A 20,621-nucleotide genomic window follows, 5' to 3' on the forward strand; every position below is an offset into this window, starting at 1 on the left:
TTGTGTTTACATTCCCACACCTCGGACGTAACCTGAGCGCGAAACCACAGACTCGGTCATGAAACGGAAACGAAACCACATGTACGCACCGGAGCGTCAGCAGGAGATCCTCCGCCTCGCCCAGGAGAGCGGCCGGGTCGACGTGCTGTCCCTGGCCGAGGAGTTCCAGGTGACCGCCGAGACGGTCCGGCGGGATCTCAAGGCGCTGGACCGGGCGGGGCTGCTGCGCCGGGTGCACGGCGGCGCGATTCCGGCCGGACGGCTGGACTTCGAGCCCGATCTCGCCCAGCGCGACGCCGTCGCCGCCGACGAGAAGGACCGCATCGCGCAGACCGCGCTCGCCGAGCTCCCCGCGGACGGCAGTGTGATCGTCGACGCCGGGACCACGACCGCCCGGCTCGCCGCGGCCCTGCCCGTCGAGGCGACGCTGACCGTGGTGACGCACGCGCTGCCGGTGGCCGCGCGGCTCGCCGATCACCCCGGCGTCGCGCTGCATCTGGTCGGCGGCCGGGTCCGCCACCGCACCCGGGCCGCGGTCGATGCCTGGGCGCTCGGTTCGTACGCCGAGATCAACGCCGACGTGGTCTTCCTCGCCACCAACGGCTTCTCCCCCAAAAGCGGTCTGACCACGCCCGACCTCGCCGAGGCCGCAGTGAAGCGGGCCGTGATCAGGGCGGCCCGCCGGGTCGTCCTGCTCGCCGACTCGGGCAAGTTCGGGCAGGAGCACTTCGCGCGCTTCGGCGATCTGACCGATGTGGACCTGCTCATCACCGACACGGGCCTCAGCCCCGACGACGCCCGCTCCATCGAGAGCCGGGGCACGGAAGTAGTACGCGCATGATCCTCACCGTCACCCCCAACCCCAGCCTGGACCGCACCTACGAGCTGCCCGGTCTGGTACGCGGCACCGTGCTGCGGGCCACCTCGGACCGCGTCGATCCCGGTGGCAAGGGCGTCAACGTCTCGCGCGCCGTCGCGGCAGCCGGACACCGGACGGTCGCCGTCGCCCCGATCGGCGGACCGGAGGGAGCACTGCTCGCCCGCCTCCTCGGTGACCTGGGCATCGAGGCCGCCGGTGTGCCGATCGCCGGGAGCACCCGGATCAACGTCACGCTCGTCGAGCCCGACGGCACCCTCACCAAGGTCAACGCGGCGGGTCCCGAGCTGAGTCCGGCCGAGGCGGAGGACGTCCTGGAAGCGGTACGGGTCCGCTCGTCGGCCGCCGACTGGATCGCCTGCTGCGGAAGCCTGCCGCGCGGACTGCCGCCCCGGTGGTACGCGGAGCTGGTCGCGCGCAGCCACCGGGCCGGGACGCGGATCGCCCTGGACACCTCGGGCGCGGCGCTGACCGCCGCGCTCGCCGAGCGGCCCGACGTGATCAAGCCCAACGCCCAGGAGCTGGCCGAGGCCGTGGGCCGTCCGCTCGCCACGGTGGGCGACGCCCTCAAGGCCGCCGAGGAGCTGCGCGAGCGCGGCGCCCGGTCGGTGCTGGCGAGTCTGGGCGCGGACGGGCAGCTGCTGGCCGAGGCGTCGGGGGCGTATTTCGCCACCGCCCCGGTGGCGGCCGTTCGCAGCAACGTCGGTGCCGGAGACGCCTCCCTGGCCGGTTTTCTGACGGCGGGCGGGCAGGGACCGAAGGCTCTCGCCTCGGCCGTCGCCCACGGTGCCGCGGCGGTGCAGCTGGCCGGAAGCATCATGCCCGCCCCGGCCGACCTCGATCTGCCGTCGGTCGTGACGACCTCCGACGTGCCGCTGGACCGCGCGCTGACGGAGCCCGCCCCATGACCCCCGCACCGCCCCCGACACCGCCCCAACTCCCGCGACTCCCGTACGGACCCCACCCGTACGAGCCCGCCGCCCCGTCCCCCCGAGCCGCCGCAGGGCGGTCCCCGAGCAAGGAGCACCGCGATGAGTGAGCTGATCACCGCGGAACTGGTCGACCTCGATCTGTCCGCCGCAACGAAGGACGCCGCCGCGAGGTCGCTCGCCGAGCGGATGGTGGCCGCGCACCGCGTCACCGATCTCGACGGCTTCCTGGCCGACGTCGCCGCCCGTGAGGCACAGATGCCGACCGGTCTGGACGGCGGTATCGGCATCCCGCACTGCCGCAGCGCACATGTGAGCGCCCCGACGCTGGCCTTCGGGCGCAGCGCGGCGGGCATCGATTTCGGAGCGGCCGACGGTCCTGCGGACCTGATCTTCCTGATCGCCGCACCGGCCGGGGCCGACGACGACCACCTCACCATCCTGTCGGGCCTGGCCCGCAGGCTGATGGACCCGGAGTTCACGGCCGCGCTGCGCGCCGGTACGGACCCGGGGGCGGTGGCGGCGCTGATCCGGGGCGAGGAGCCTGCGCAGGAGGCGCCTGCGCCGGAGTCGGCCGCAGCCGTGGTGGAGCCCACCGAGGAGCCCGCCCCCTTCCGGATCGTCGCCGTCACCTCCTGCCCCACCGGCATCGCGCACACCTATATGGCCGCCGAGTCCCTGACCGCGGCAGGCCGCGCCGAGGGCGTCGAGGTGACCGTGGAGACCCAGGGCTCGGCCGGTTTCCGGAAGCTGGACCCGGCGGTGGTCTCGGCGGCCGACGCGGTCATCTGGGCCCACGACGTGGAGGTCCGGGAGAAGGCCCGGTTCCGGGGCAAGCCGCTGGTGGACGTCGGGGTGAAGGCGGGCATCAACCGGCCCGCCGAACTGATCGCGGAGGCCCGCCGCAAGGCGGAGCACGGAGAGATCGCCGTCGCCCCGGAAGACGACGGCACCACGGACGACGGGAGCGGATCCGGCGCGGACCACGCGCACTTCGGCGTCCGGCTGCGGACGTATCTGATGTCCGGTGTGAGCTACATGGTGCCGTTCGTCGCGGCGGGCGGTCTGCTGATCGCCCTGTCGTTCGCCATCGGCGGCTACGAGATAGCGGACGCCAGGTCGGTGGCCGACCACTTCCTGTGGGGCGAGGCGGACAGCTGGGCCGCGCTGCTCAACCAGATCGGCTCGGCGGCCTTCGCCTTCCTGGTGCCGGTGCTGGCCGGATACATCGCGTACGGGATGGCGGACCGGCCCGCGCTGGTCCCCGGTTTCGTCGGCGGGGCCATCGCGCTGACCGTGAACGCCGGGTTCCTCGGCGGTCTGGTGGCCGGTCTGCTGGCCGGTGCGGTGGTGATGGCCATCCAGCGGGTGCCGGTCCATCCGACCCTGCGCGGCATCATGCCGGTGCTGGTGATCCCGTTGATCGCGTCGGCGGTCGTGGGGTTCCTGATGTTCATCGTGGTCGGCAAGCCGATCGCCTCGTTGCAGGGCGCGCTGACGGACTGGCTGAACGGTCTGTCCGGCTCCAACGCGGTGATCCTCGGCGTCGTCCTCGGGCTGATGATGTGCTTCGACATGGGCGGACCGCTGAACAAGGTGGCATACGCCTTCGCGGTCGGCGGTCTCGCCGATCCGACCCCGGGCAGCCTCAAGGTGATGGCGGCGGTCATGGCGGCGGGCATGGTCCCGCCGCTGGCGATGGCGCTCGCCACCACCGTACGCAGGAAGCTGTTCACGAAGACCGAGCGGGAGAACGGCCGGGCGGCCTGGGTGCTGGGTGCCTCGTTCATCACCGAGGGCGCGATCCCGTTCGCGGCCGCCGACCCGCTGCGGGTCATCCCGTCGGTCATGGCGGGCGGCGCGGTGACCGGTGCGCTGTCGATGGCCTTCGGGGCGACCCTGCGCGCTCCGCACGGGGGGATCTTCGTGGTCCCGCTGATCGGTGAGCCGTTCCTGTACCTGCTGGCGGTCGCCACCGGCACACTGGTCGCGACCACTCTGGTCGTGCTGCTGAAGAGTGCGCGCCGGACGACGGCCCCGGTCGGCGACGCGGGGCCCGCGGACTCCCCGGTCCCGGTCGCCGCCTGACCTCCCGGCGGACCGTATCCGGGGCGTACCGCCCCGGTGCACCGGGGTGGTTGGATGGCTCACGTGAGCGAGAACTGGAACGCCGGCGATCCGGCCGTCCTGGCCCTTCCCTCCGGGCGGCTGGTCCGTGGCCGGGGGCTGCGCGAGCCGTTGCCCACCGGCCCCGAGCCGGAGTTCGGCGTCTATCTGCTGGGGCGCACACCGCCCCCGGTCGGGTGGGAGTCACGGTGGCTGCGGTGGCCGGACTTCCGGCTTCCGGCGGACCGGGAGGCGGCCCGGGCCCTCCTCGAAGAGGTATGGAACCGGGCCGCCGACGAAAGAGTCGAGGTGGCCTGCGGCGGCGGAATGGGCCGGACGGGGACGGCGCTGGCCTGCCTGGCCGTCCTGGACGGGGTCCCCGCGGCGGACGCGGTGGCGTTCGTCCGCCGGGGCTACCACCCACGGGCGGTGGAGACGCCCTGGCAGCGCCGTTACGTACGGAACTTCGCACGGCGCTAGAAGCGTGCGGGCCTTCGCCTTCCTCCTCGGCTGTGCGGTCAGTCGTGGCGTACGGCGCGGAGCACCGCGTCCCGGACGACGGTCTCGCGGCCTTCCGGGTCGGGGCCGACGCGTTCGGGTGCGGTCGCTTCGATGACCGCCCATTCGGCGGGGTCGAGGACGGCCGCCATCTCCTCCCCCGTGGCGAAGAGGTCCGCGCTGCCGGGGCGTCCGACGGAGGGGTCGCGGTCGTCCGGGTGGTGGCTGACCACGAGGAGCGTGCCGCCGGGGCGGACGGCGGCGGCTAGCCTGCGGTGCAGGGCGTGGAGCTCGGCCCGGGGCAGGTGCATGAACTGGGCGGAGACCAGGTCGTAGCGTTCGGGGGCCGGGTCCCAGCTGCGGACGTCGGCCTGCCGCCAGGTGATCCGGTCCGCGATGTCCGCCCCGGCGGCGGCCGCCGTACGGGCGGAGGATTCCAGGCCCGTGGAGGACCAGTCGGCGCCGGTGACCCGCCAGCCGCGGGCGGCCAGCCAGATCGCGTCGGCGCCCTCGCCGCTGCCCACGTCCAGGGCCGTACCGGGGTCGAGGGGCGTCGCGTACTGGACGAGGACCGGGTTGGGGTCGCCGCTCCAGGCGTTGCCCGCCCGGTAGCGGTCCTCCCAGAACTCCTGGGTGAAGAACTGGCGGGCGTCATCGTCGTCATGCCGGTGGCCGGGGGCGTGCTGATCCGTGTGGTGGTGGCTCATGGAGGCATGGTGCGGTCCGGGCCCCGGGGTGGGCCAACTTGCTTGCCGGATCAGCAAATCCCGCCGTTCAGCGCCTCGCCCGGCGGCGGCGCAGCACCACCAGGGGTACGGCGGCGGCGAGCGTGATGCCGCCCGGGTCTAGCACCGCTTCGGCGGCCGGGGCCGGGTGGTCGGCGCTGCCCTGGGCGTTGTCGAAGGTGTCCGGCACGGGCAGGGTGCTCCAGCGGCCGAGCGGCCAGGCGATGACGACGGCGCGGCCGACGACCTCGTCGACCGGGACCATGCCTTCGGTGCTGTCGTCCTGGTGGTAGCGGGAGTCCTCCGACGCCTGGCGGTGGTCGCCCATCACCCAGAGCTTGCCCTCGGGCACGGTGACCTTGAAGCGGCCGCCCTCGTCGTCGCTGCACGGGGTGTTCCCGGGGAAGACGTACGGCTCGTCCAGGGCGGTGCCGTTGACCTTGACCGGCCCGTCGCCGGCGCACTCCACGGTGTCGCCGCCGACGCCGATGACCCGCTTGATGAGGTCCTTGTCCTCGGCCGAGGGCATCACGCCGATGAAACCGAGCACCTTCTGCACGGTGTTGGGCTCATCGACGGGCACATCGTCGAGCCAGTCCGCCGGGTCGTGGAAGACGATCACTTCGCCGCGTTCCGGTTCCGCCCCGAACCAGGGGGTGAGCTTGTCGACGAGGACCCGGTCGCCCGTCTGCAGGGTGTCCTGCATGGAGTTCGAGGGGATGGAGAAGGCCTGCAGAAGGAAGGTTTTGATCAGCAGGGCCAGGACCAGGGCCATGCCGATGAGGAGCGGGAGCTCCACCCAGAACGGCCGGTTCTTCCTCGTCCTCGCTCGTGCGCCCGCACGCCTCATCGCCCCGCTCCTCGCCCCGTGTGTCCCGCCCGTCCGTTCCTGGGGGAACGGATCCCGTGCGGATCACTCTATGGGGTGCCGGTGACGGCGGAGGACTCTACGGGGCAGGTGAGGGCGGTCCGGCGGGCTGCCCGGCGGCGACCGGCGGGACCGTGGCGCCCGCACCCTCCCGCACGGCCTCGACCACGCTCTGGTGGAAGGCGCGGCTCTCCTCCTCGGAGGGACACGGCGCGGGGCTGCCCGCGAGCGTAAACCAGTCCGATGATCCGCTGTACTGCACGGCCACCGACGCCTGTCCGTCGGACCAGGTCGTATGCACCGTGAGATCACCGGTGAGGATTCCTGCTTCTACGGTGCGTACTCCGCCGGTTCCCGCGAAGACACCGCTGGTCGTCCACGATGCCCAGCTCATGACGCGTCGCCTTTCGGACAAGAACAAGCCTGTCTAGCGGACTGCTTCCGAGTATGGCACCGCTGGTGGGAGTGTGCACGGGTGTGCGAGGGCCGGTCGCGGCCGCCGGTGCTCAGGCCCGTTCCAGCACCCCGCGGACGAAGGCGGCCTGGCCCGCGTGCTGGAGGTCCTCGGCGATGACGCTGATCAGCCGGACGCCCAGGGTCACCGGGGGTGACCAGGTCTCGTCGACGATCCGGTCGAGGGCGTGGCCGTTCAGCCCTGCGACGAAGTCCAGGGTCCGTTCGTGCACGGCGTCGTAGTAGCCGAGGAGGGGTGCGGCGGAGTAGACGCGGACGGCGGCGACCTCGTCACCGCTGTGCCCGTAGCCGGTGGCCGTCTCGTCGAACGGCAGATCGAACCGGTCGGCCCAGCCCTCGGTGAGCCAGACCTGTTCGGTTCCGGCCGCGTCGGCGATGTGGTCGTCCTGGATGCGGGTGAGGTGCCAGATCAGCCAGGCGATCGAGTTCGCCTCCTCGTCGAGGCGGGCGTTGAGGTCGTCGGGCGGGAGTCCTTCTGCCGCCGCGTGGACCACTTCCCTGACGCGGCCGAACGCCTCGGCCAGCATGCCTGCGCTGTTCATCCGTTCACCTTCGCCCCCGGGGCGGGCGGGAGCGGGGCGCGACACACCCCCGGCCGGGGCTCGCGGCCCTACGGTCGGGTCATGGTCCGCAGCAGGGCGCACGACGTCGATCCATCTGCTGCGCACCGGTGTCCGTTACGCGTTCACGGACCGGCTGGCCTCCCGCGACATGGGCAAGGGCTGCCTGCGCTTCCGCGACCCGGCCAGGATCGACTTCACGCTCGTACGCGATCTGCTCCGGGCGACCGCGGCGACGCGCGGCACGCCCTGCTGACGGGCGCGTTCCAGCCGCGTTTCAGCGCCTGTCGTGCAGCCAGTCGGTCAGCAGGGTGTTGACCTCGGCGGGGCGTTCCTGCTGGATCCAGTGGCCGCAGCCTTCGAGGAGGTGGGCGGCGGACAGGCCGGGAAGGGTCCTCGGGTAGGCGTCGATGGCGTCGGACATCCAGGTGGTGGAGGCGTCGAGGGTACCGCCGATGAAGAGGGAGGGCTGCGCGACGGAGGCCCCGTGCCAGGCGGTGAGGTCCTCCCAGTCCCGGTCGACGTTGCGGTAGCGGTTGAGCGCGCCCGTGAGGCCGGTGCGTTCGAACTCCGCGCTGTAGACGTCGAGGTCCCGCTCCTCCAGCCATCCCGGCAGTCGGCCTGTGGGAAACCGGTCGGCCATGCGCGCGCCCTTCGGGACGAAGAAGAGGCCGCTGTGATCCGCGGGGGCGAGGGTGTCGCCGGAGAGGCCTGTGTAGAGGCCGGTGAGCCAGCCGCGTACGTCGGGCTCGATCTCCGCCTCGGCGCGGCCGGGGGTCTGGAAATAGCTGACGTAGAACTCCTCGTCGCCGCCGATCCGGGTGAAGGCGTCGGTGGGACGAGGGCCTCCGGGGGGTGCGTAGGGGACGCTGAGCAGGGCGGCGGCGGTGAAGACGTCGGGGCGGAGCAGGGCGCTGTGGGCGGCGATGGGCGATCCCCAGTCGTGTCCGACGACGATGGCGGTCTCCGCGCCGAGGGCCCTCACGACGGCGGTGTTGTCGGCGACGTGGGCGAGCATGCGGTAGGCGTCGACGGCGACGGGCTTGGAGGAGCGTCCGTAGCCGCGTACGTCGATGGCGACGGCCCGGTATCCGGCGGCGGCCAGCGCGGGGAGCTGGTGGCGCCAGGAGTACCAGGACTCGGGGAAGCCGTGGACGAGCAGAACGAGAGGACCGGTGCCTTGTTCGACGCAGTGGATGCGGCCGCCGGGGACTTCGACCAGGCGGTGCACCGCGCCGGGGAGGAGCGTGGAGGGGCGGGCCGCGCGGTCCGCCGACGGGGTGGGTACGGGGGTGTGCTCCGGCATGGTTCCTCCTCGGGCGCCCGGCGGTGGGGCGGTCGTGACGGGGCTGCGGGCGGCCGGCTCGGAAGCCCGGCCGCCCGGTCACGATCATTCGGCCGGGGCAGCCGCTCGTACAAGCTTTCTTGCTGTTCCGGCAACCCGGCCCGGGCGGTCAGACGAGGAGGCTCAGCAGGTGCGCGCAGGCGGCGGCCTCGTCCGGGTGGCGGGCGACGACTTCGTACGTGCCGCGCTCGAAGGCCCCGGTCTCCCACCGGCCGTCGGCCGCCCGCCGGACGAAGAGGAAGTCCGGCGGGGTCGGAGCGGGCTCGTGGACACCCTCGATCCAGTAGTAGCCGCCGGGGATTCGGGCCTCGACGAGTGCGGCGTGCAGCGCCCGGCGGTCCATGGGTTACGCGCCCGCGGGGGTCAGGTAGGCGTTGTCGAGCAGCCACTTCACGTTCAGCCGCTGCCCCTCGCCCGGGTCCAGGAACACCGCGTCGAGCTTGATCTGCTGACCGCCACCGGGCTGCTCGAACCACGGGGCGATGCTGCCCTGCCAGACCCAGAAGGGCTTGGCCACCTTGTAGACGCGGTAGTCGCAAGGAGTGGCCGCTTCCCTGGTGTTGAGGTTCTGCGGGGGCAGGGCGCGCTCGGCGTAGGCGTCGCCCGCGGGGGCCAGATAGCCGCCGTACTCGGAGCCGAAGCGGTCCAGGCGCTGGCCGGTGCGGAGCTTGACGGGCTCCTTGTCGATCTCGCCGTTCACCTCGGCGAAGCCGTCGTTGGGCGGGTACTTCCAGCTTCCCGTGTCCGCGGGCCCCTCCCAGTACTTCTTGAGGAAGTCCCTGGGCGTGAGGTCACCGGTGCGCTGGTAGCCGTTCAGCAGCGGGCCGACCGGGGCGAGCCGCTTGCCGGGCAGCCACTTCGGACCGAGGCGGGCGTCGCCGCGGAACTCCCCGGTGCAGGGCGCGTGGCGCTCGGCGGCGGGCGCGGTGCCGACCGGCTGCGGGGCGGCACTCGCGGCGGGGGCGGTGATCAGTCCGGCGGTGATGCCGAGCGCGGCAAGTACGGTACGCATGCGGTTCATTCAGGGGTCCCCTCGATCACGAACGACAGGCGCTGATGACGGCGCTGATGGCCAATCAGGACAGCTGACGTAGGGTAACCGCTCGACTACTGGGGACTGCCGCGCCATGCCGTTTCCGGCCACCGGGAACCGGGAACAGCGCCGCACCCCGGTGGCGGTGAGCCGGTCCGGGGCGCGGTGGACGCAGGGGCGGGGTGACGGCCGGACGACGCTGACGTCGATGCAGACGGAGAAGGCGCGCACGGTGTCCGCGATGCGGACGCCGGCGGAGCTCGCCGGGAAGGTCAGGGCGAGCACCGGGGCGAGCAGGGCGCCGATGGCGCGTGCGGACTTCCTTTCGCGCACACCCCTTGCCGGACACGCTTGTTGAAAGATGTCCAAAAAGCCTCGCGCTCGGCCTGGACCATACAGATGGACGCGCTCACATCAAGAACGGCGTGAGGCCGCCACGCGAACACGGTCGCTCGCGCCGTCGGAGAGGAACAACGCCAGTTCCCGCCCCTCGTCGGCCACGGCACCGCGGTCGGCCCTGGAGAACGGCCGCAGCGGGTCCACCGTGACGGTGCCCTCGGTGACGGTCCAGGTGGCGGCGGTGCGGCCGTCGACCAGCACGACGCGTTCACCGGCGACCGAGAGGCCGCGGTGGGCGTCGTCGATGATCCGGCTGCGATCCTGGTAGCCGAGGATCGCGTTGTCGAAGGCGGGCAGGAACCGTACCGGTGCGGGGGTGCCGGGGTCCGGGCGCGGCGCGTCCGGAAGGTCGAGCAGCTCCCGGCCCCGCTCGTCGCGGAAGCTGACCAGTTCGCCGCGGAGGGCCGCCACCGCACCGGGCAGCCCGGCCAGGCCTGACCAGGCGCGCAGGTCGGCGGTGGCGGCGGGGCCGTGGGCGGCCAGATACCGGCGGACCAGCGCCTGGCCTACCGGGTCCGTGCCGTCCGGGGCGGGCGGGTCGACCGGCCGGCCCAGCCAGGAGGCGAGCGCGACGTTGCGCACCCCGCCCTTCGTGCGCCAGAGCCCCCGGGGCGGCGCCTGGGCCATCGGTACGAGGGCGGCGACGACCGCCTCGCCCAGGGGGCGCGGCCCCGGCCCCGGCCAGCGAGGGGCGAGCTCCCGTACGATCTCGGCTGCCGTACGGGGTTCCCCGTCGGCCATCAACTCCCGCCCTTCCGCTGCGAGTTTATCGAGGTCGACCCCTTCCAGATCGTCCCGGTAGACCCCGAGCACGCGTTGCCGCAGCATCGCCTCGTGGCGGGACCGCCAGGCGAGGACGTCGTCGGCGCTGACGAGGTGGACCGTGCGGCGCATCAGGTGGGTGCGCACCACGGTCCGCCGCGTCAGCAGGTCCGAGAGGACCGCCGGATCGAAGGCGGCGAGCCGCGACCACAGCCCGACGAAGGGTTCCTGCGGCTCCTGCGCCTGGAGACCGCAGAGATGCGCCACCGCGTCGGCGGCCGGCAGGTCGGCGCGGTCGAGCAGCAGCTGCCGGGCTAGCGTGGCGCGGTTCAGTGCCCGGTTGTCGAGGACGGTCATCGGGCTCTCCCCGGGGGTCAGGTCGCCTGCCGTCCGTCGAGGCTCTCGCGCAGGATGTCCGCGTGCCCGGCGTGCTGGGCGGTCTCGGCGATGACGTGAGCCAGGACCCGCCGTACGCTCCACACCGCACCGGGCTCGTTCCAGGGCGCGTCGGGGAGCGGGTGGGTCGCGGACAGGTCGGGGACGGTGGTGACGATCTTCTCGGTGCGGGCGGCGACCTGCTCATAGTCGTGCAGAATCCCGGCCACTGTCTCTCCGGGCAGCATCCGGAACTCCCTCTCCCGGTCGATCGCCCACTGCGGCAGCTCACGGGCCGTGCCGGCCATCAGGTCGTCCCAGGTGACCCCGTCGGGCAGCGCGAAGGACAGCGCCGAGGGGCCCTCGGTGACGAAGCGCAGCCAGCCGCTCTCGGTGGCCGTGACGTGTTTGATCAGGCCGCCCAGGCACAGGGCGCTGACCGTGGGGCGCAGACCGGCCTGTTCGTCGTCGAGGCCGCGCACGGTGGCCGTCAGCGTGGATCGCGCTTCGGCCAGAGCGGCGAGCAGGTCGGCCCGCTCGCCGTCGAGGGAGGAAAGGGTGGTGGTCGTGGAGGTCACGGCGATGGAGTCCTTCCGGTGGTTCACGTCGTCCGGTACGAGATCCACTCTCCCAGGAGAAGAGGACAGGGTGTGACCTCTGTTCCGACCGAAACTGGCGTCATGCCGAAAACATCAGCGCGTCTGCTGTCGCTGCTCTCCCTGCTCCAGGCCCGCCGGGACTGGCCGGGGCAGGCTCTGGCCGAGCGGCTGGAGGTCAGCCCCCGCACGGTGCGCCGGGATGTCGACCGGCTGCGCGAGCTGGGCTATCCGATCGTGGCCTTCAAGGGGCCCGACGGCGGCTACCGGCTCGACGCGGGCGCGCGGTTGCCGCCGCTGCTGTTCGACGACGACCAGGCGGTCGCCCTCGCCGTCGCCCTGCGCACCGCTGCCGCCACCGGGGCCGGGATCGGGGAGGCCGCGGCCCGTGCGCTGACCACGGTCCGGCAGGTCATGCCCGACCGGCTGCGCCACCGCCTCGACGCCCTGCGCATCACCGCCGTCGAACGTACGCCGGGCCCGCCCGGCCCGCAGGCCGACCCGCGCGTACTGATGGCGCTCAGCGCGGCCGTGCACGCGGGCGAAGTGCTGCGCTTCGACCACTCCCCCGCGCACGCGCCGCGCACGGACGAGACCGGGGGCTCCGCCGCCCGGCCGCGCCGGGTGGAGCCGCACCACCTCGTCACGTGGGGCGGGCGCTGGTATCTCGTGGGGTGGGACCTCGACCGCGCGGACTGGCGCACCTTCCGCGTGGACCGGATCGCCCCGCGCACCCCCACGGGGCCCCGGTTCACCCCGCGCGAGGTGCCCGGAGGGGATGTGGCCGCCTTCGTCGCCGCCCGGTTCAGGGGCTCCGACGGCCCCGACGGCTGGCCCTGCCGCGGTGAGGTGATCCTCGGCCTGCCCGCGTCCGAGGTGTCCGGGTACCTGCGCGACGGCGTCGTCGAAGAACTCGGCCCGGACCGCTGTCGCCTGGTCCTGGGCGCCTGGTCGTGGGCGGGGGTCGCCGCCGCTGTCGCCAGGTTCGACGCCGACTTCGAGATCGTCGGGCCGGACGAATTCAGGGACGCGGTCGCGGATCTGGCCCGGCGGTGCGCCCGGGCGGCGGAGCAGTCCGGCGACACCCCACAGGGTGGCTGAGGGCTGTCCCGTAGTCCCCGCCTGGTCGGCCCTCAGGGGCCCACCAGGCGGGTGTCGTCCGTCGGCTCGTCGGTCCACGTGGCGGTCACGGAGGAGGTGACATGGCCCGCCAGGCCGAGCACCAGGAACAGCACCACGAGCCACTTCGCCGCGCTGCTCATGACCAGCGGACGGGTCGAGGAGCGCCGCGCCCCCTGCGCCACGGTGAAGTCGTCGTCCCCGAAGAGGCCCTTGGGGTAGGCCGGGGTGAGCATCATGGAGTACGCGGAGAACCGCATCCGGTAGCGCAGGGTGGCCGCCGTCGCCTCGAACAGCGGCCTCGGCATACGGCCCAGGACCAGCGTGATCAGCCACCAGACGAAGCACAGTGCCCACCAGCCGTACACCGCGAGGCTCTGCACGATCGCCGCCGGGATCATCAGGAAGATGCGGAACAGGACCGCGAGCCGGTTGAGCGGGGTGGGCCGCACCTCGATCTGTACCGGGTAGTCGGGGGGCGGGGTCAGCGCGAACGGCGGGTAGCGGTCCACCAGCAGCATGTCGCTCGCGGAGACGCGCATGTCGTATCCGAGGACCGCGCTGAGGAACCGGAACACGGGGTCGGGCAGCCGTCCCAGCACGAGGGCCGCGAACCACCCGATGATGACCGTGAAGAACGCCGCGATTTGCAGGAAGAACAGCACGATGAAGTGCGGGATCAGCAGCAGGAGTCGCAGCAGAACGGTCAGCCGTCGCTGGCCCGGGGGTTCCACGATGTCCAGGACGGGCCGGAACTCGTTCGCGTCCGCCTCCGTGCGGCCCGGGCTCCACTGGCCTTCGGCCATGTCGCTCCTCCTCGGCTGGAAATCCGTGCGGCATCCGCGCGCAGGACGTGTCCCCACCGTGCGTCCGGCTCGGGGCGCCCGCAAACGGCCCGGCCCGAACGGGTGCCCGGGCCCCGGCTGCGGGCGCGCGGATCAGCGCCTGCGCAGTCGGCCGACGAACGAGCGGCCGACGGCCTTCCCGGAGCGGGATCGCGGCCCGGGCTGCGGGTCGGCGCTCGGCGGGGCCGACCCGGGCGCGGAATCTCACTCGGCTGTCCACGGCCGCCTGCGACGATGAGCCCATGAGTGCACAGAAGAAGGACCTGCTGGACGAGGCCGAGCGGCTGCGCGCGGAGGGCCGCCCCGAGGAGGCACGGGAACGGCTCCTCGCGCTGACCGCGGAGTACCCCCACGACGCGGAGGTGGCCTACCGGACGGCGTGGATCCATGACGTTCTCGGCCTGGAGGCGGAGGCGGTGACGTACTACGAACGCTGCCTGGCGAAGCCGGAGCTCAGCACGGAGGACCGGCGCGGCGCGCTGCTGGGGCTGGGCAGTACGTACCGGATCCTGGGCCGGTACGGGCAGGCGGTGGAGATCCTGCGCCGGGGCGTCGAGGAGTTCCCGGAGGACGGGGCGCTGCGGACGTTCCTGTCGATGGCCCTGTTCAACACCGGTGAGCATCACGAGGCGATGCGGCTGCTGCTGGAGCTGACAGCCGCGACCAGCGACGACCCGCACGTACAGGGGTACCGGCGGGCCATCGAGCACTACGCGAAGGATCTCCACGAGACGGTCTGACGGCCCGTGCCCCCGGTCGGGCTCCCCCGTCTCACCTTCTCTTCACTCTGTGTGGGGCAGGTCTTCGCCGGAGTGATGACCGGGAATCCGGTGCTGCTCGGTGGGGCGGCCGTGCTCGGGGCTCGGCCAGGTCGGGTCCTACGGCGGGAGGCTCGGGCTGCCGGCCCTGGTGGCAGCGGCCGGAGCGCTGATCGTCGAAGCGGCGCCGCGCCCGGGCCACGGACCGCGGCCGGGGAGGGGGAAGCCCCGGCCGGATCGGGGGAATCCAGCCGGGGCAGCTTGAGTGCGTGCGTGAGGGGGTGGTCGCCTCTCGGCGGCGAACGCCAGGGGATTCGGCCGCGCGATCTTCCCCATGAGCCGGAGACGAGGCCCTGGGGCACGGCCCCCTCACACCACGTATAGGTGAACGATAAACCATCCAGGGCCGTCCCCAGGAACCCGCCCCCCGCGATGTGATCCACGGCACGAGGGGCGGGACTCCGGGCCGGTCGGCTCCCCCGGCCGCGACACCCCCCGCACGGACCAGTCAACTCGCCCCAAGCGCAAGCCTGTTCGGATGACCACCGCCCCGGCCAGCCGCTGGCATATGCCAGAAGCAACAGCGCATCGAGTGTCGCCAAATCCCTTACGGGTCGCCGCGGCCTGTGCCACAGTCGGTAGCGGTCCACCCATCAGAACCGGCTACGCCGCGCCTGCATCGGAGTACGAGATGCCGTCCCCCCACTTCGCGGACCGCCCCGCACCACAGCCCCCCGCGCACGATGCCGTCGACGCCCTGATCGACCGGACGCGCCGGCTGCGCGGAGACGTGGACGCCGTGCGGCGGGACGCCGTCGTGATCGACGAGGACGACCCCCAGCTGCGCTGGCAGCGCGCCCTGTGCGAGCTGGCCGTCCACCACCTGGACAATCTCGACGAGCATCTGGGACAACTCAAGGCGGGTCTGCCGACACACCGGGCCGGGCACGGCGCCCCGGAGAGCGCGGGAACACCGGAGGACCCCCGGTCCGGCTCCCTGCTCAACCGGGTGGGCAGCGCCGAGTGGAATCTCCTCACCGACGAGGTCAGCTGGTCCGACGAGCTGTACGGGATCTTCGGCAGGCCGCACGGGTCCCCGCCCCTCTCCCTGGACGACATGCCGTCCGTGCTCCTGGCCGACGATCAGCCACTGCTGACCGCCATGGTCACGGGCTGCCTCGTCGACGGGCGTCCGATGGACGGGGAGTTCCGCATCGTCCGCCCCGACGGCCGGACGCGCACCCTCCATATGACGGGCGAGCCGGTCCTCGACGCGCAGGGCTGCACCGCCTCGATGTGGGCAGTCCTGCGGGACGTCAGCGAACTGCGGCGCAGCGAGCAGGCGGTCAGCAGCAGCCGCGCCTCGGTGCGGCGCGAGGAGCACATCGAGCGGGCCGAGCACCGGATGGCGGTCGAACTCCAGGAGACCGTCCTGCCGCCGTGGCGCGGATCGCTGCGCCTCCCGCAGCAGGGGCCCGGGGCTCTGGACATCGCCGCGCACTACCTCCCCTCCACGTCGAGCGGACTCATCGGCGGCGACTGGTACGACGCGATGGAGCTCCCCGACGGACGGACACTGCTGACCGTCGGCGATCTCACCGGGCATGGCATCCCCGCCACCTCGGCGATGGCGATGATGCTGGGCGCGCTGCGCGGCATGGCGGTCGCCGGCATCGAGCCGGGCGCGCTGATGGGACACCTCAACCAGCTGCTCGAATCGTCTATGCAGCCCGCGCTGGGCAGCGCCCTGTGCTGCCGTTTCGACCCCGACGGCTCGATCCTGTCCTGGGCGCAGGCCGGACACCCCGCTCCGCTGCTCTTCCGCGAGGGATCGGGACGGCCGCTGCCCCCGCCGGACGGGGTGCTGCTCGGCGCCTCCTCCAAGGTCGCCTTCGAACAGGACGAGGTACGCCTGTTCCCCGGCGACGTGCTCGTTCTGCACACCGACGGTCTGACGCGCCGCAGCGACCGGGGTGCGGGCCCGGAGGCACTGCTCGCCCTCGCTCCCCGGTTCGCCCGGGCCCGTACGGCCCAGGAGTGCGTGCGGAGCGTCGTCGAGGAGTTCGGCGGGACCGAGCGCATGGACGATGCGTGTGTGCTGGTCGCCCGGGTCGGGGCATGAGGGAGCGCCGTACGACGGCGTTACGGTTTCCGGTCTGTTCGGTTCACCTGCCCCGGGCGGTCCGTCCGGTTCAGGACCGGTGCGACCGTGCCCGCCTCAGATCTGTGTGCCCTCGGCCTTCTTCCGGCTCGGCGGCATCGACAGCTCGATCTCCTCTCGCAGGTCCTGGATCCCGGCGTACCCCGAGAACTGACCGGTGAGCCGGTACATCTCGCGGAGCCGGTCCCAGGTGCGGTGCGAGGAGGTCTCCCCCATCGACACCAGCGCGAGCCGGGCGTAACGGTCGGCCTGTTCGGGGTCGTTGGCGATGAAGCACGCCGAGGCCAGCGAGATGTAGTCGAAGATCTTGGACCGCTGGCGCCCGTTGATCCGCAGCTCAAGCGCCTGCTTGGCATGGCGCTGGGCGATGATCGCGGCCCCCGGGTCGTGCTCGGCCAGGGTGCGGAAGGCGAGTGCCTGCATGCCGTGCATATCGGCCTCGTCGAACATCTGCATCCAACTGGGCGGCGGGACATCGCCCTTGTCCGAGACGAAGAGCTCCTCGGCCTCGCCGAGGGTGCGCCGCATCGCCTGGCCACGGCCCATCGATGCCTGTGCCCAGGCTTCGATGGTGTGCAGCATCGCCCGGGTGCGCGGCAGGGTCTCGTCGCCCGAGCCGGACTTGGCGAGCTTCATCAGGTCGAGGGCGTCGTCCGGGCGGCCCAGGTGCACCATCTGGCGGGCCGCCCGGGAGAGCGCCTCACCGGCGCGCGGCCGGTCGCCGCCCTCACGGGCCGCGTGGGCGGCGATGACGAAGTACTTCTGGGCGGTGGGTTCGAGGCCCACGTCGTGGGACATCCAGCCCGCCAGGACGGCGAGGTTGGCGGCGACGCCCCACAACCGCCGCTGGAGGTGGTCGGGGTGACGGTAGGCGAGCATGCCGCCCACCTCGTTGAGCTGGCCCACGACGGCCTTGCGCTGGAGTCCGCCGCCACGGGAGGCGTCCCAGGCGCGGAACACCTCGACCGAGTGCTCCAGGGCCTCGATCTCGTCCGAGCCGACGGGTGCGGCCTCGTACCGGTCGAATCCGGCAGGGTCGGCATGCAGGGGGTCGTTGGTGCGTGGCGCGTCGGCCGCCAGAGCGGGGTCGCTGTGCAGCCAGTCGTACATGGGCCTTGCGATGGTTGAGCCGGCGGCGAGCGCGGCGCCCGCACCCACCAGGCCGCGACGGTTGAGCATGAGGTCCATCCCCGTGAATTCGGTGAGGACCGCTGCCGTCCGTTCGGGCGCCCACGGCAGTTGATCGGGATTGTGTTCCGTCCCGGAGTCACGCCGTTTCCCCACACGCCCGCGTCGGCCGAACCCGAGGTCCTCGATGGTCACGACACGGCCGAGCCGCTCGGTGAACAGGGCAGCCAGCACTTCGGGCACGGGATCACGGGGGGACTCCCCCATATCGATCCAGCGCCTGACACGCGAGGTGTCGGTGGCCAGCTGCGGGTGGCCCATGGCCGCCGCCTGCCTGTTCACCATTCTCGCGAGTTCGCCCTTGGACCAGCCGGCCAGGCCGAACAGGTCAGAAAGGCGGGTGTTGGGTTCTCCGGTCACGTCAAGCCCCCAGGTTCTCGGCTGACTTGACACTAACCCCCGGTCAGATGCGCTGTGACTATTCGCCAGGGTTCGCCAGGGTCCGCCAGATGGTCTGCCACCCGTGACTCGTTGTCAGGTAGGAAAGCGCCACCCCGCCCGGCAGCCCTAGGTACTCCCCAGGGTGCCGAACGGCCGTCGGCCGGGTTGGCGCGCGTACCTTGTCGGCGCACGAAGGGATCTGTCTCGCCCATGTACACAGCATCGTCCTCCGTGTCCGCCCCGCCCCGCCCGCTCCGCCCGATGGGAGCGGGCGGCGGGCCCTATCTCGCCCCTCCCACCGGTGCACCGGTGCAGGGTCTGGGCCGGCCCCGACGGGCCTCGGGACCGGGCACCGGACCGCTCAGCGGGAGAATCGACCTGTCCGGGCCGCAGGGCGCGCAGGTGCGGATGGCGATCGCCTCCGTGCAGCGCATCTGCCCCGAGTTCAACCCGGTCCAGGTGCTCCGCCGCAGCGGCCGCTCGGTCCTGATCGTCGGAACGACCGGGCGGGCCACCGCCGTGGCGAAGTGTTTACTGGACCACTCCCCCGCGTGGACTGAGCGGTTCCGGCACGAAATAGCGGCATACCGCGCGTTCGTCCGGCACCGTCCCCCGGTACGGGTGCCCCGGCTGATCGCGGCGGATCCGGAGAACTGCACGCTGGTGATCGAGCGCATGCCCGGCCGGGTCGCCGCCCTGACCCGGCACCCCGCCGAGGCGCCGCCGCGGGCGGACATCCGCGCCGCGCTGGGCGCGATCAGCCGGGTGAACGCCTGGCGGCCGCCGCCCGGTGTTTTCGAGGCGCCGCTCGACTACGCCTCGCGGATCGCGCGCTACCACGAGCTCGGTCTGTTCACCGACCGCGACCTCGGCGATCTACAGAAGCTGCTGCACGGTCTGGCGCACGCGAGCGGCAGGCAGGGGATGGGGCAGTTCTGTCACGGTGACGCGCTGCTCTCCAACATCCTGCTGTCGCCGACCGGGCCGGTGCTGGTCGACTGGGAGCACGCGGGCTGGTATCTCCCGGGGTACGACCTGGCGACCCTGTGGGCGGTACTGGGCGACGCCCCGGTGGCGCGGCGCCAGATCAGCCAGCTGGCGCAGGCCAGGGGCCCGGCCGCGCGGGACGCGTTCCTGGTGAACCTGATGCTGGTGCTGACCCGCGAGATCCGCAATTACGAGACCGCGGTGCAGCGGACCATGCGCGAGGCGCCCCCGGTGGGTGCGGGGCAGGACCGCCCCGGCGCCCTCTCCTGCGGTGAGGAGCAGCGGCTGCTGCTGCGCAGGCTGCACGACGACTGCGCGATGGCGCGGCGGGCCGTACGGGCGGCGGTCGGCACGCGCTGACTCCCGGCGCGACAGCCGCCGCCCCGCGCCGTCCCCTCGGTGCGGGGCGGCCGCGCGGGGCCGTACGACAACAAGGGCGGGCGGGTGTTCGCCCGGCGAAGACCACGGTGCTCAAGCCACTGTGAAGGGGAAGCGCGCTGCGGGACCGGTGCCGACACACCGGTCCCGCAGCGCGCTGTTCTGTGTGCCGATCCGGCGTGACCGTGTGCTGACGCAGAGCTGTCCCGGGGGCCTCCACGGGTGAGGCCCGCCACGAGACCCACGTCACCTACGACCTCCGTTAGTGGATGCCGTCGCTCCCGTACGGCGTAACGAACAGCCCAAATGGCTCATAAATTGGCGTTCCACGACGAAGAGTAGTAATGGCGGTCATTGCATCTCGTATCGGGCACCGCTAACCATGGATTCCGGCAAGCACCGAGTACGAGCCAGCGACGAGCGCCCACCGGCGGCCGCGGCCGAACAGCTCGGACCCTGCTGACGCGGCGCGAAGGCCGCGAAGCCCGTCCCCCATCAGGAAGAGCTCACGCATGCCCCGCATCTCCACCCTGCGCATCACCCGTACGCACAAGCTCGCCACCGCCGCACTCGTCGCGGCCGGTTCCGTCTCCGCCATAGCCGCCACGAGCGCCCAGGGCGACACGCCGCCCGCCGCGGCCCGCTCCTCCGTCGCCGTCGAGCCGGTCGCCGCCGCGGGCATCCCCACGGCGAAGGACGCCGCGGAGAAGAAGGCCGCTCAGGACACCGCCGAGAAGGAAGCCGCCGCCAAGAAGGCCGTGGCCGACCGAAAGGCCGCCGCGGAGAAGGCCGCCGCGAAGGAGCGCTCCGAGAAGCAGGCCGCCAACCGTTCCACCGAGCGCAAGGCCGTCACGCCGAAGAAGTACGCGAACAACCTCGACGGCTGGATCCGCGAGTCGCTCGACATCATGAAGAAGAAGAACATCCCCGGCTCCTACGAGGGGCTGCACCGCAACATCATGCGCGAGTCCAGCGGCAACCCGAACGCCGTCAACGACTGGGACATCAACGCGCAGAACGGCATTCCCTCCAAGGGCCTGCTCCAGGTGATCCAGCCCACCTTCGACGCCTACCACGTCAAGGGCACCCCGAAGAAGCTCACCGACCCGGTCGCCAACATCACCGCCGCCGCGAACTACGCCGCGGACCGTTACGGCTCGATCGACAACGTCGACTCCGCCTACTGAGCGACCGACTTCCGAGCACGCACAGGCCAAGCCGCGATTATGTGACTAATCGCCGTCGTGCGTGCTCCGT

At 72.3% G+C, this 20,621-nt stretch carries 21 protein-coding genes; 10 read left to right on the forward strand and 11 right to left on the reverse strand.

Going from position 1 to position 20,621, the window contains the following annotated elements; all coding sequences use genetic code 11:
* Window positions 1–79 precede the first annotated feature (79 nt).
* From RI138_RS00635 to RI138_RS00650, 4 genes are all read left to right on the forward strand, one after another.
* Window positions 80–841: a DeoR/GlpR family DNA-binding transcription regulator gene (locus RI138_RS00635; protein WP_311122774.1), complete on the forward strand. Its 762-nt coding sequence runs from the start codon at window positions 80–82 to the stop codon at window positions 839–841.
* On the forward strand, window positions 838–1,785 hold the full coding sequence (gene pfkB, locus RI138_RS00640; protein ID WP_311118280.1) for a 1-phosphofructokinase: 948 nt from the start codon (window positions 838–840) through the stop codon (window positions 1,783–1,785). The genes RI138_RS00635 and pfkB overlap by 4 nt, the downstream gene beginning before the upstream one ends.
* A gap of 123 nt (window positions 1,786–1,908) precedes the next feature.
* Window positions 1,909–3,894, forward strand: a complete 1,986-nt coding sequence (locus tag RI138_RS00645) for a PTS fructose transporter subunit IIABC (protein ID WP_311118281.1) — start codon at window positions 1,909–1,911, stop codon at window positions 3,892–3,894.
* A gap of 63 nt (window positions 3,895–3,957) precedes the next feature.
* Window positions 3,958–4,392, forward strand: coding sequence for a protein-tyrosine phosphatase family protein (locus RI138_RS00650; RefSeq protein WP_311118282.1), 435 nt, complete (start codon window positions 3,958–3,960; stop codon window positions 4,390–4,392).
* Between the two features lie 38 nt (window positions 4,393–4,430).
* On the opposite strand, the gene RI138_RS00655 is transcribed toward RI138_RS00650, so the two are convergent.
* From RI138_RS00655 to RI138_RS00670, 4 genes are all read right to left on the reverse strand, one after another.
* Complete coding sequence (locus RI138_RS00655; protein ID WP_311118283.1) at window positions 4,431–5,117, reverse strand: class I SAM-dependent methyltransferase; 687 nt, start codon at window positions 5,115–5,117, stop codon at window positions 4,431–4,433.
* Window positions 5,118–5,184: 67 nt separating this feature from the next.
* Complete coding sequence (gene lepB, locus RI138_RS00660) at window positions 5,185–5,985, reverse strand: signal peptidase I (protein ID WP_311118284.1); 801 nt, start codon at window positions 5,983–5,985, stop codon at window positions 5,185–5,187.
* Between the two features lie 97 nt (window positions 5,986–6,082).
* A complete protein-coding gene (locus RI138_RS00665; protein ID WP_311118285.1) occupies window positions 6,083–6,397 on the reverse strand; it encodes a hypothetical protein in 315 nt (104 codons plus the stop codon).
* Between the two features lie 112 nt (window positions 6,398–6,509).
* On the reverse strand, window positions 6,510–7,019 hold the full coding sequence (locus tag RI138_RS00670; protein WP_311118286.1) for a mycothiol transferase: 510 nt from the start codon (window positions 7,017–7,019) through the stop codon (window positions 6,510–6,512).
* Between RI138_RS00670 and RI138_RS00675 the strand changes: the two genes are divergently transcribed.
* On the forward strand, window positions 7,003–7,293 hold the full coding sequence (locus tag RI138_RS00675; RefSeq protein WP_311118287.1) for a hypothetical protein: 291 nt from the start codon (window positions 7,003–7,005) through the stop codon (window positions 7,291–7,293). The genes RI138_RS00670 and RI138_RS00675 overlap by 17 nt on opposite strands.
* A gap of 21 nt (window positions 7,294–7,314) precedes the next feature.
* Here the strand turns inward: RI138_RS00675 and RI138_RS00680 are convergent, their stop codons facing one another.
* The 5 genes from RI138_RS00680 to RI138_RS00700 form a co-directional block, all read right to left on the reverse strand.
* Window positions 7,315–8,343: an alpha/beta fold hydrolase gene (locus RI138_RS00680; protein ID WP_311118288.1), complete on the reverse strand. Its 1,029-nt coding sequence runs from the start codon at window positions 8,341–8,343 to the stop codon at window positions 7,315–7,317.
* A gap of 148 nt (window positions 8,344–8,491) precedes the next feature.
* Window positions 8,492–8,725 carry a hypothetical protein gene (locus RI138_RS00685; RefSeq protein ID WP_311118289.1) on the reverse strand — a complete coding sequence of 78 codons (234 nt, stop codon included), beginning with the start codon at window positions 8,723–8,725 and terminating at the stop codon, window positions 8,492–8,494.
* Window positions 8,726–8,728: 3 nt separating this feature from the next.
* Window positions 8,729–9,403, reverse strand: coding sequence for a TNT domain-containing protein (locus RI138_RS00690; protein ID WP_311118290.1), 675 nt, complete (start codon window positions 9,401–9,403; stop codon window positions 8,729–8,731).
* A 426-nt stretch (window positions 9,404–9,829) separates the two neighbouring features.
* Complete coding sequence (locus tag RI138_RS00695; RefSeq protein WP_311118291.1) at window positions 9,830–10,933, reverse strand: winged helix DNA-binding domain-containing protein; 1,104 nt, start codon at window positions 10,931–10,933, stop codon at window positions 9,830–9,832.
* Between the two features lie 17 nt (window positions 10,934–10,950).
* On the reverse strand, window positions 10,951–11,529 hold the full coding sequence (locus RI138_RS00700) for a DinB family protein (protein WP_311122775.1): 579 nt from the start codon (window positions 11,527–11,529) through the stop codon (window positions 10,951–10,953).
* Between the two features lie 102 nt (window positions 11,530–11,631).
* Between RI138_RS00700 and RI138_RS00705 the strand changes: the two genes are divergently transcribed.
* A complete protein-coding gene (locus tag RI138_RS00705) occupies window positions 11,632–12,648 on the forward strand; it encodes a helix-turn-helix transcriptional regulator (protein WP_311118292.1) in 1,017 nt (338 codons plus the stop codon).
* A gap of 32 nt (window positions 12,649–12,680) precedes the next feature.
* Here RI138_RS00705 and RI138_RS00710 read toward each other — a convergent pair whose 3' ends face one another.
* Window positions 12,681–13,472: a DUF4389 domain-containing protein gene (locus tag RI138_RS00710; protein ID WP_311118293.1), complete on the reverse strand. Its 792-nt coding sequence runs from the start codon at window positions 13,470–13,472 to the stop codon at window positions 12,681–12,683.
* A 281-nt stretch (window positions 13,473–13,753) separates the two neighbouring features.
* Between RI138_RS00710 and RI138_RS00715 the strand changes: the two genes are divergently transcribed.
* A complete protein-coding gene (locus tag RI138_RS00715) occupies window positions 13,754–14,251 on the forward strand; it encodes a tetratricopeptide repeat protein (RefSeq protein WP_311118294.1) in 498 nt (165 codons plus the stop codon).
* Between the two features lie 709 nt (window positions 14,252–14,960).
* On the forward strand, window positions 14,961–16,391 hold the full coding sequence (locus tag RI138_RS00720) for a PP2C family protein-serine/threonine phosphatase (RefSeq protein ID WP_311118295.1): 1,431 nt from the start codon (window positions 14,961–14,963) through the stop codon (window positions 16,389–16,391).
* 96 nt (window positions 16,392–16,487) lie between these two features.
* Here the strand turns inward: RI138_RS00720 and RI138_RS00725 are convergent, their stop codons facing one another.
* Window positions 16,488–17,978: a DNA-binding protein NsdB gene (locus RI138_RS00725; protein ID WP_311118296.1), complete on the reverse strand. Its 1,491-nt coding sequence runs from the start codon at window positions 17,976–17,978 to the stop codon at window positions 16,488–16,490.
* 231 nt (window positions 17,979–18,209) lie between these two features.
* Here RI138_RS00725 and RI138_RS00730 point away from each other — a divergent pair, with 231 nt between their 5' ends.
* Window positions 18,210–19,346 carry an aminoglycoside phosphotransferase family protein gene (locus RI138_RS00730; protein ID WP_096630511.1) on the forward strand — a complete coding sequence of 379 codons (1,137 nt, stop codon included), beginning with the start codon at window positions 18,210–18,212 and terminating at the stop codon, window positions 19,344–19,346.
* A 530-nt stretch (window positions 19,347–19,876) separates the two neighbouring features.
* Complete coding sequence (locus RI138_RS00735) at window positions 19,877–20,551, forward strand: transglycosylase SLT domain-containing protein (protein WP_311118297.1); 675 nt, start codon at window positions 19,877–19,879, stop codon at window positions 20,549–20,551.
* Window positions 20,552–20,621: the final 70 nt, after the last annotated feature.

This window comes from Streptomyces durocortorensis, from assembly GCF_031760065.1.
Lineage (GTDB): Bacteria > Actinomycetota > Actinomycetes > Streptomycetales > Streptomycetaceae > Streptomyces.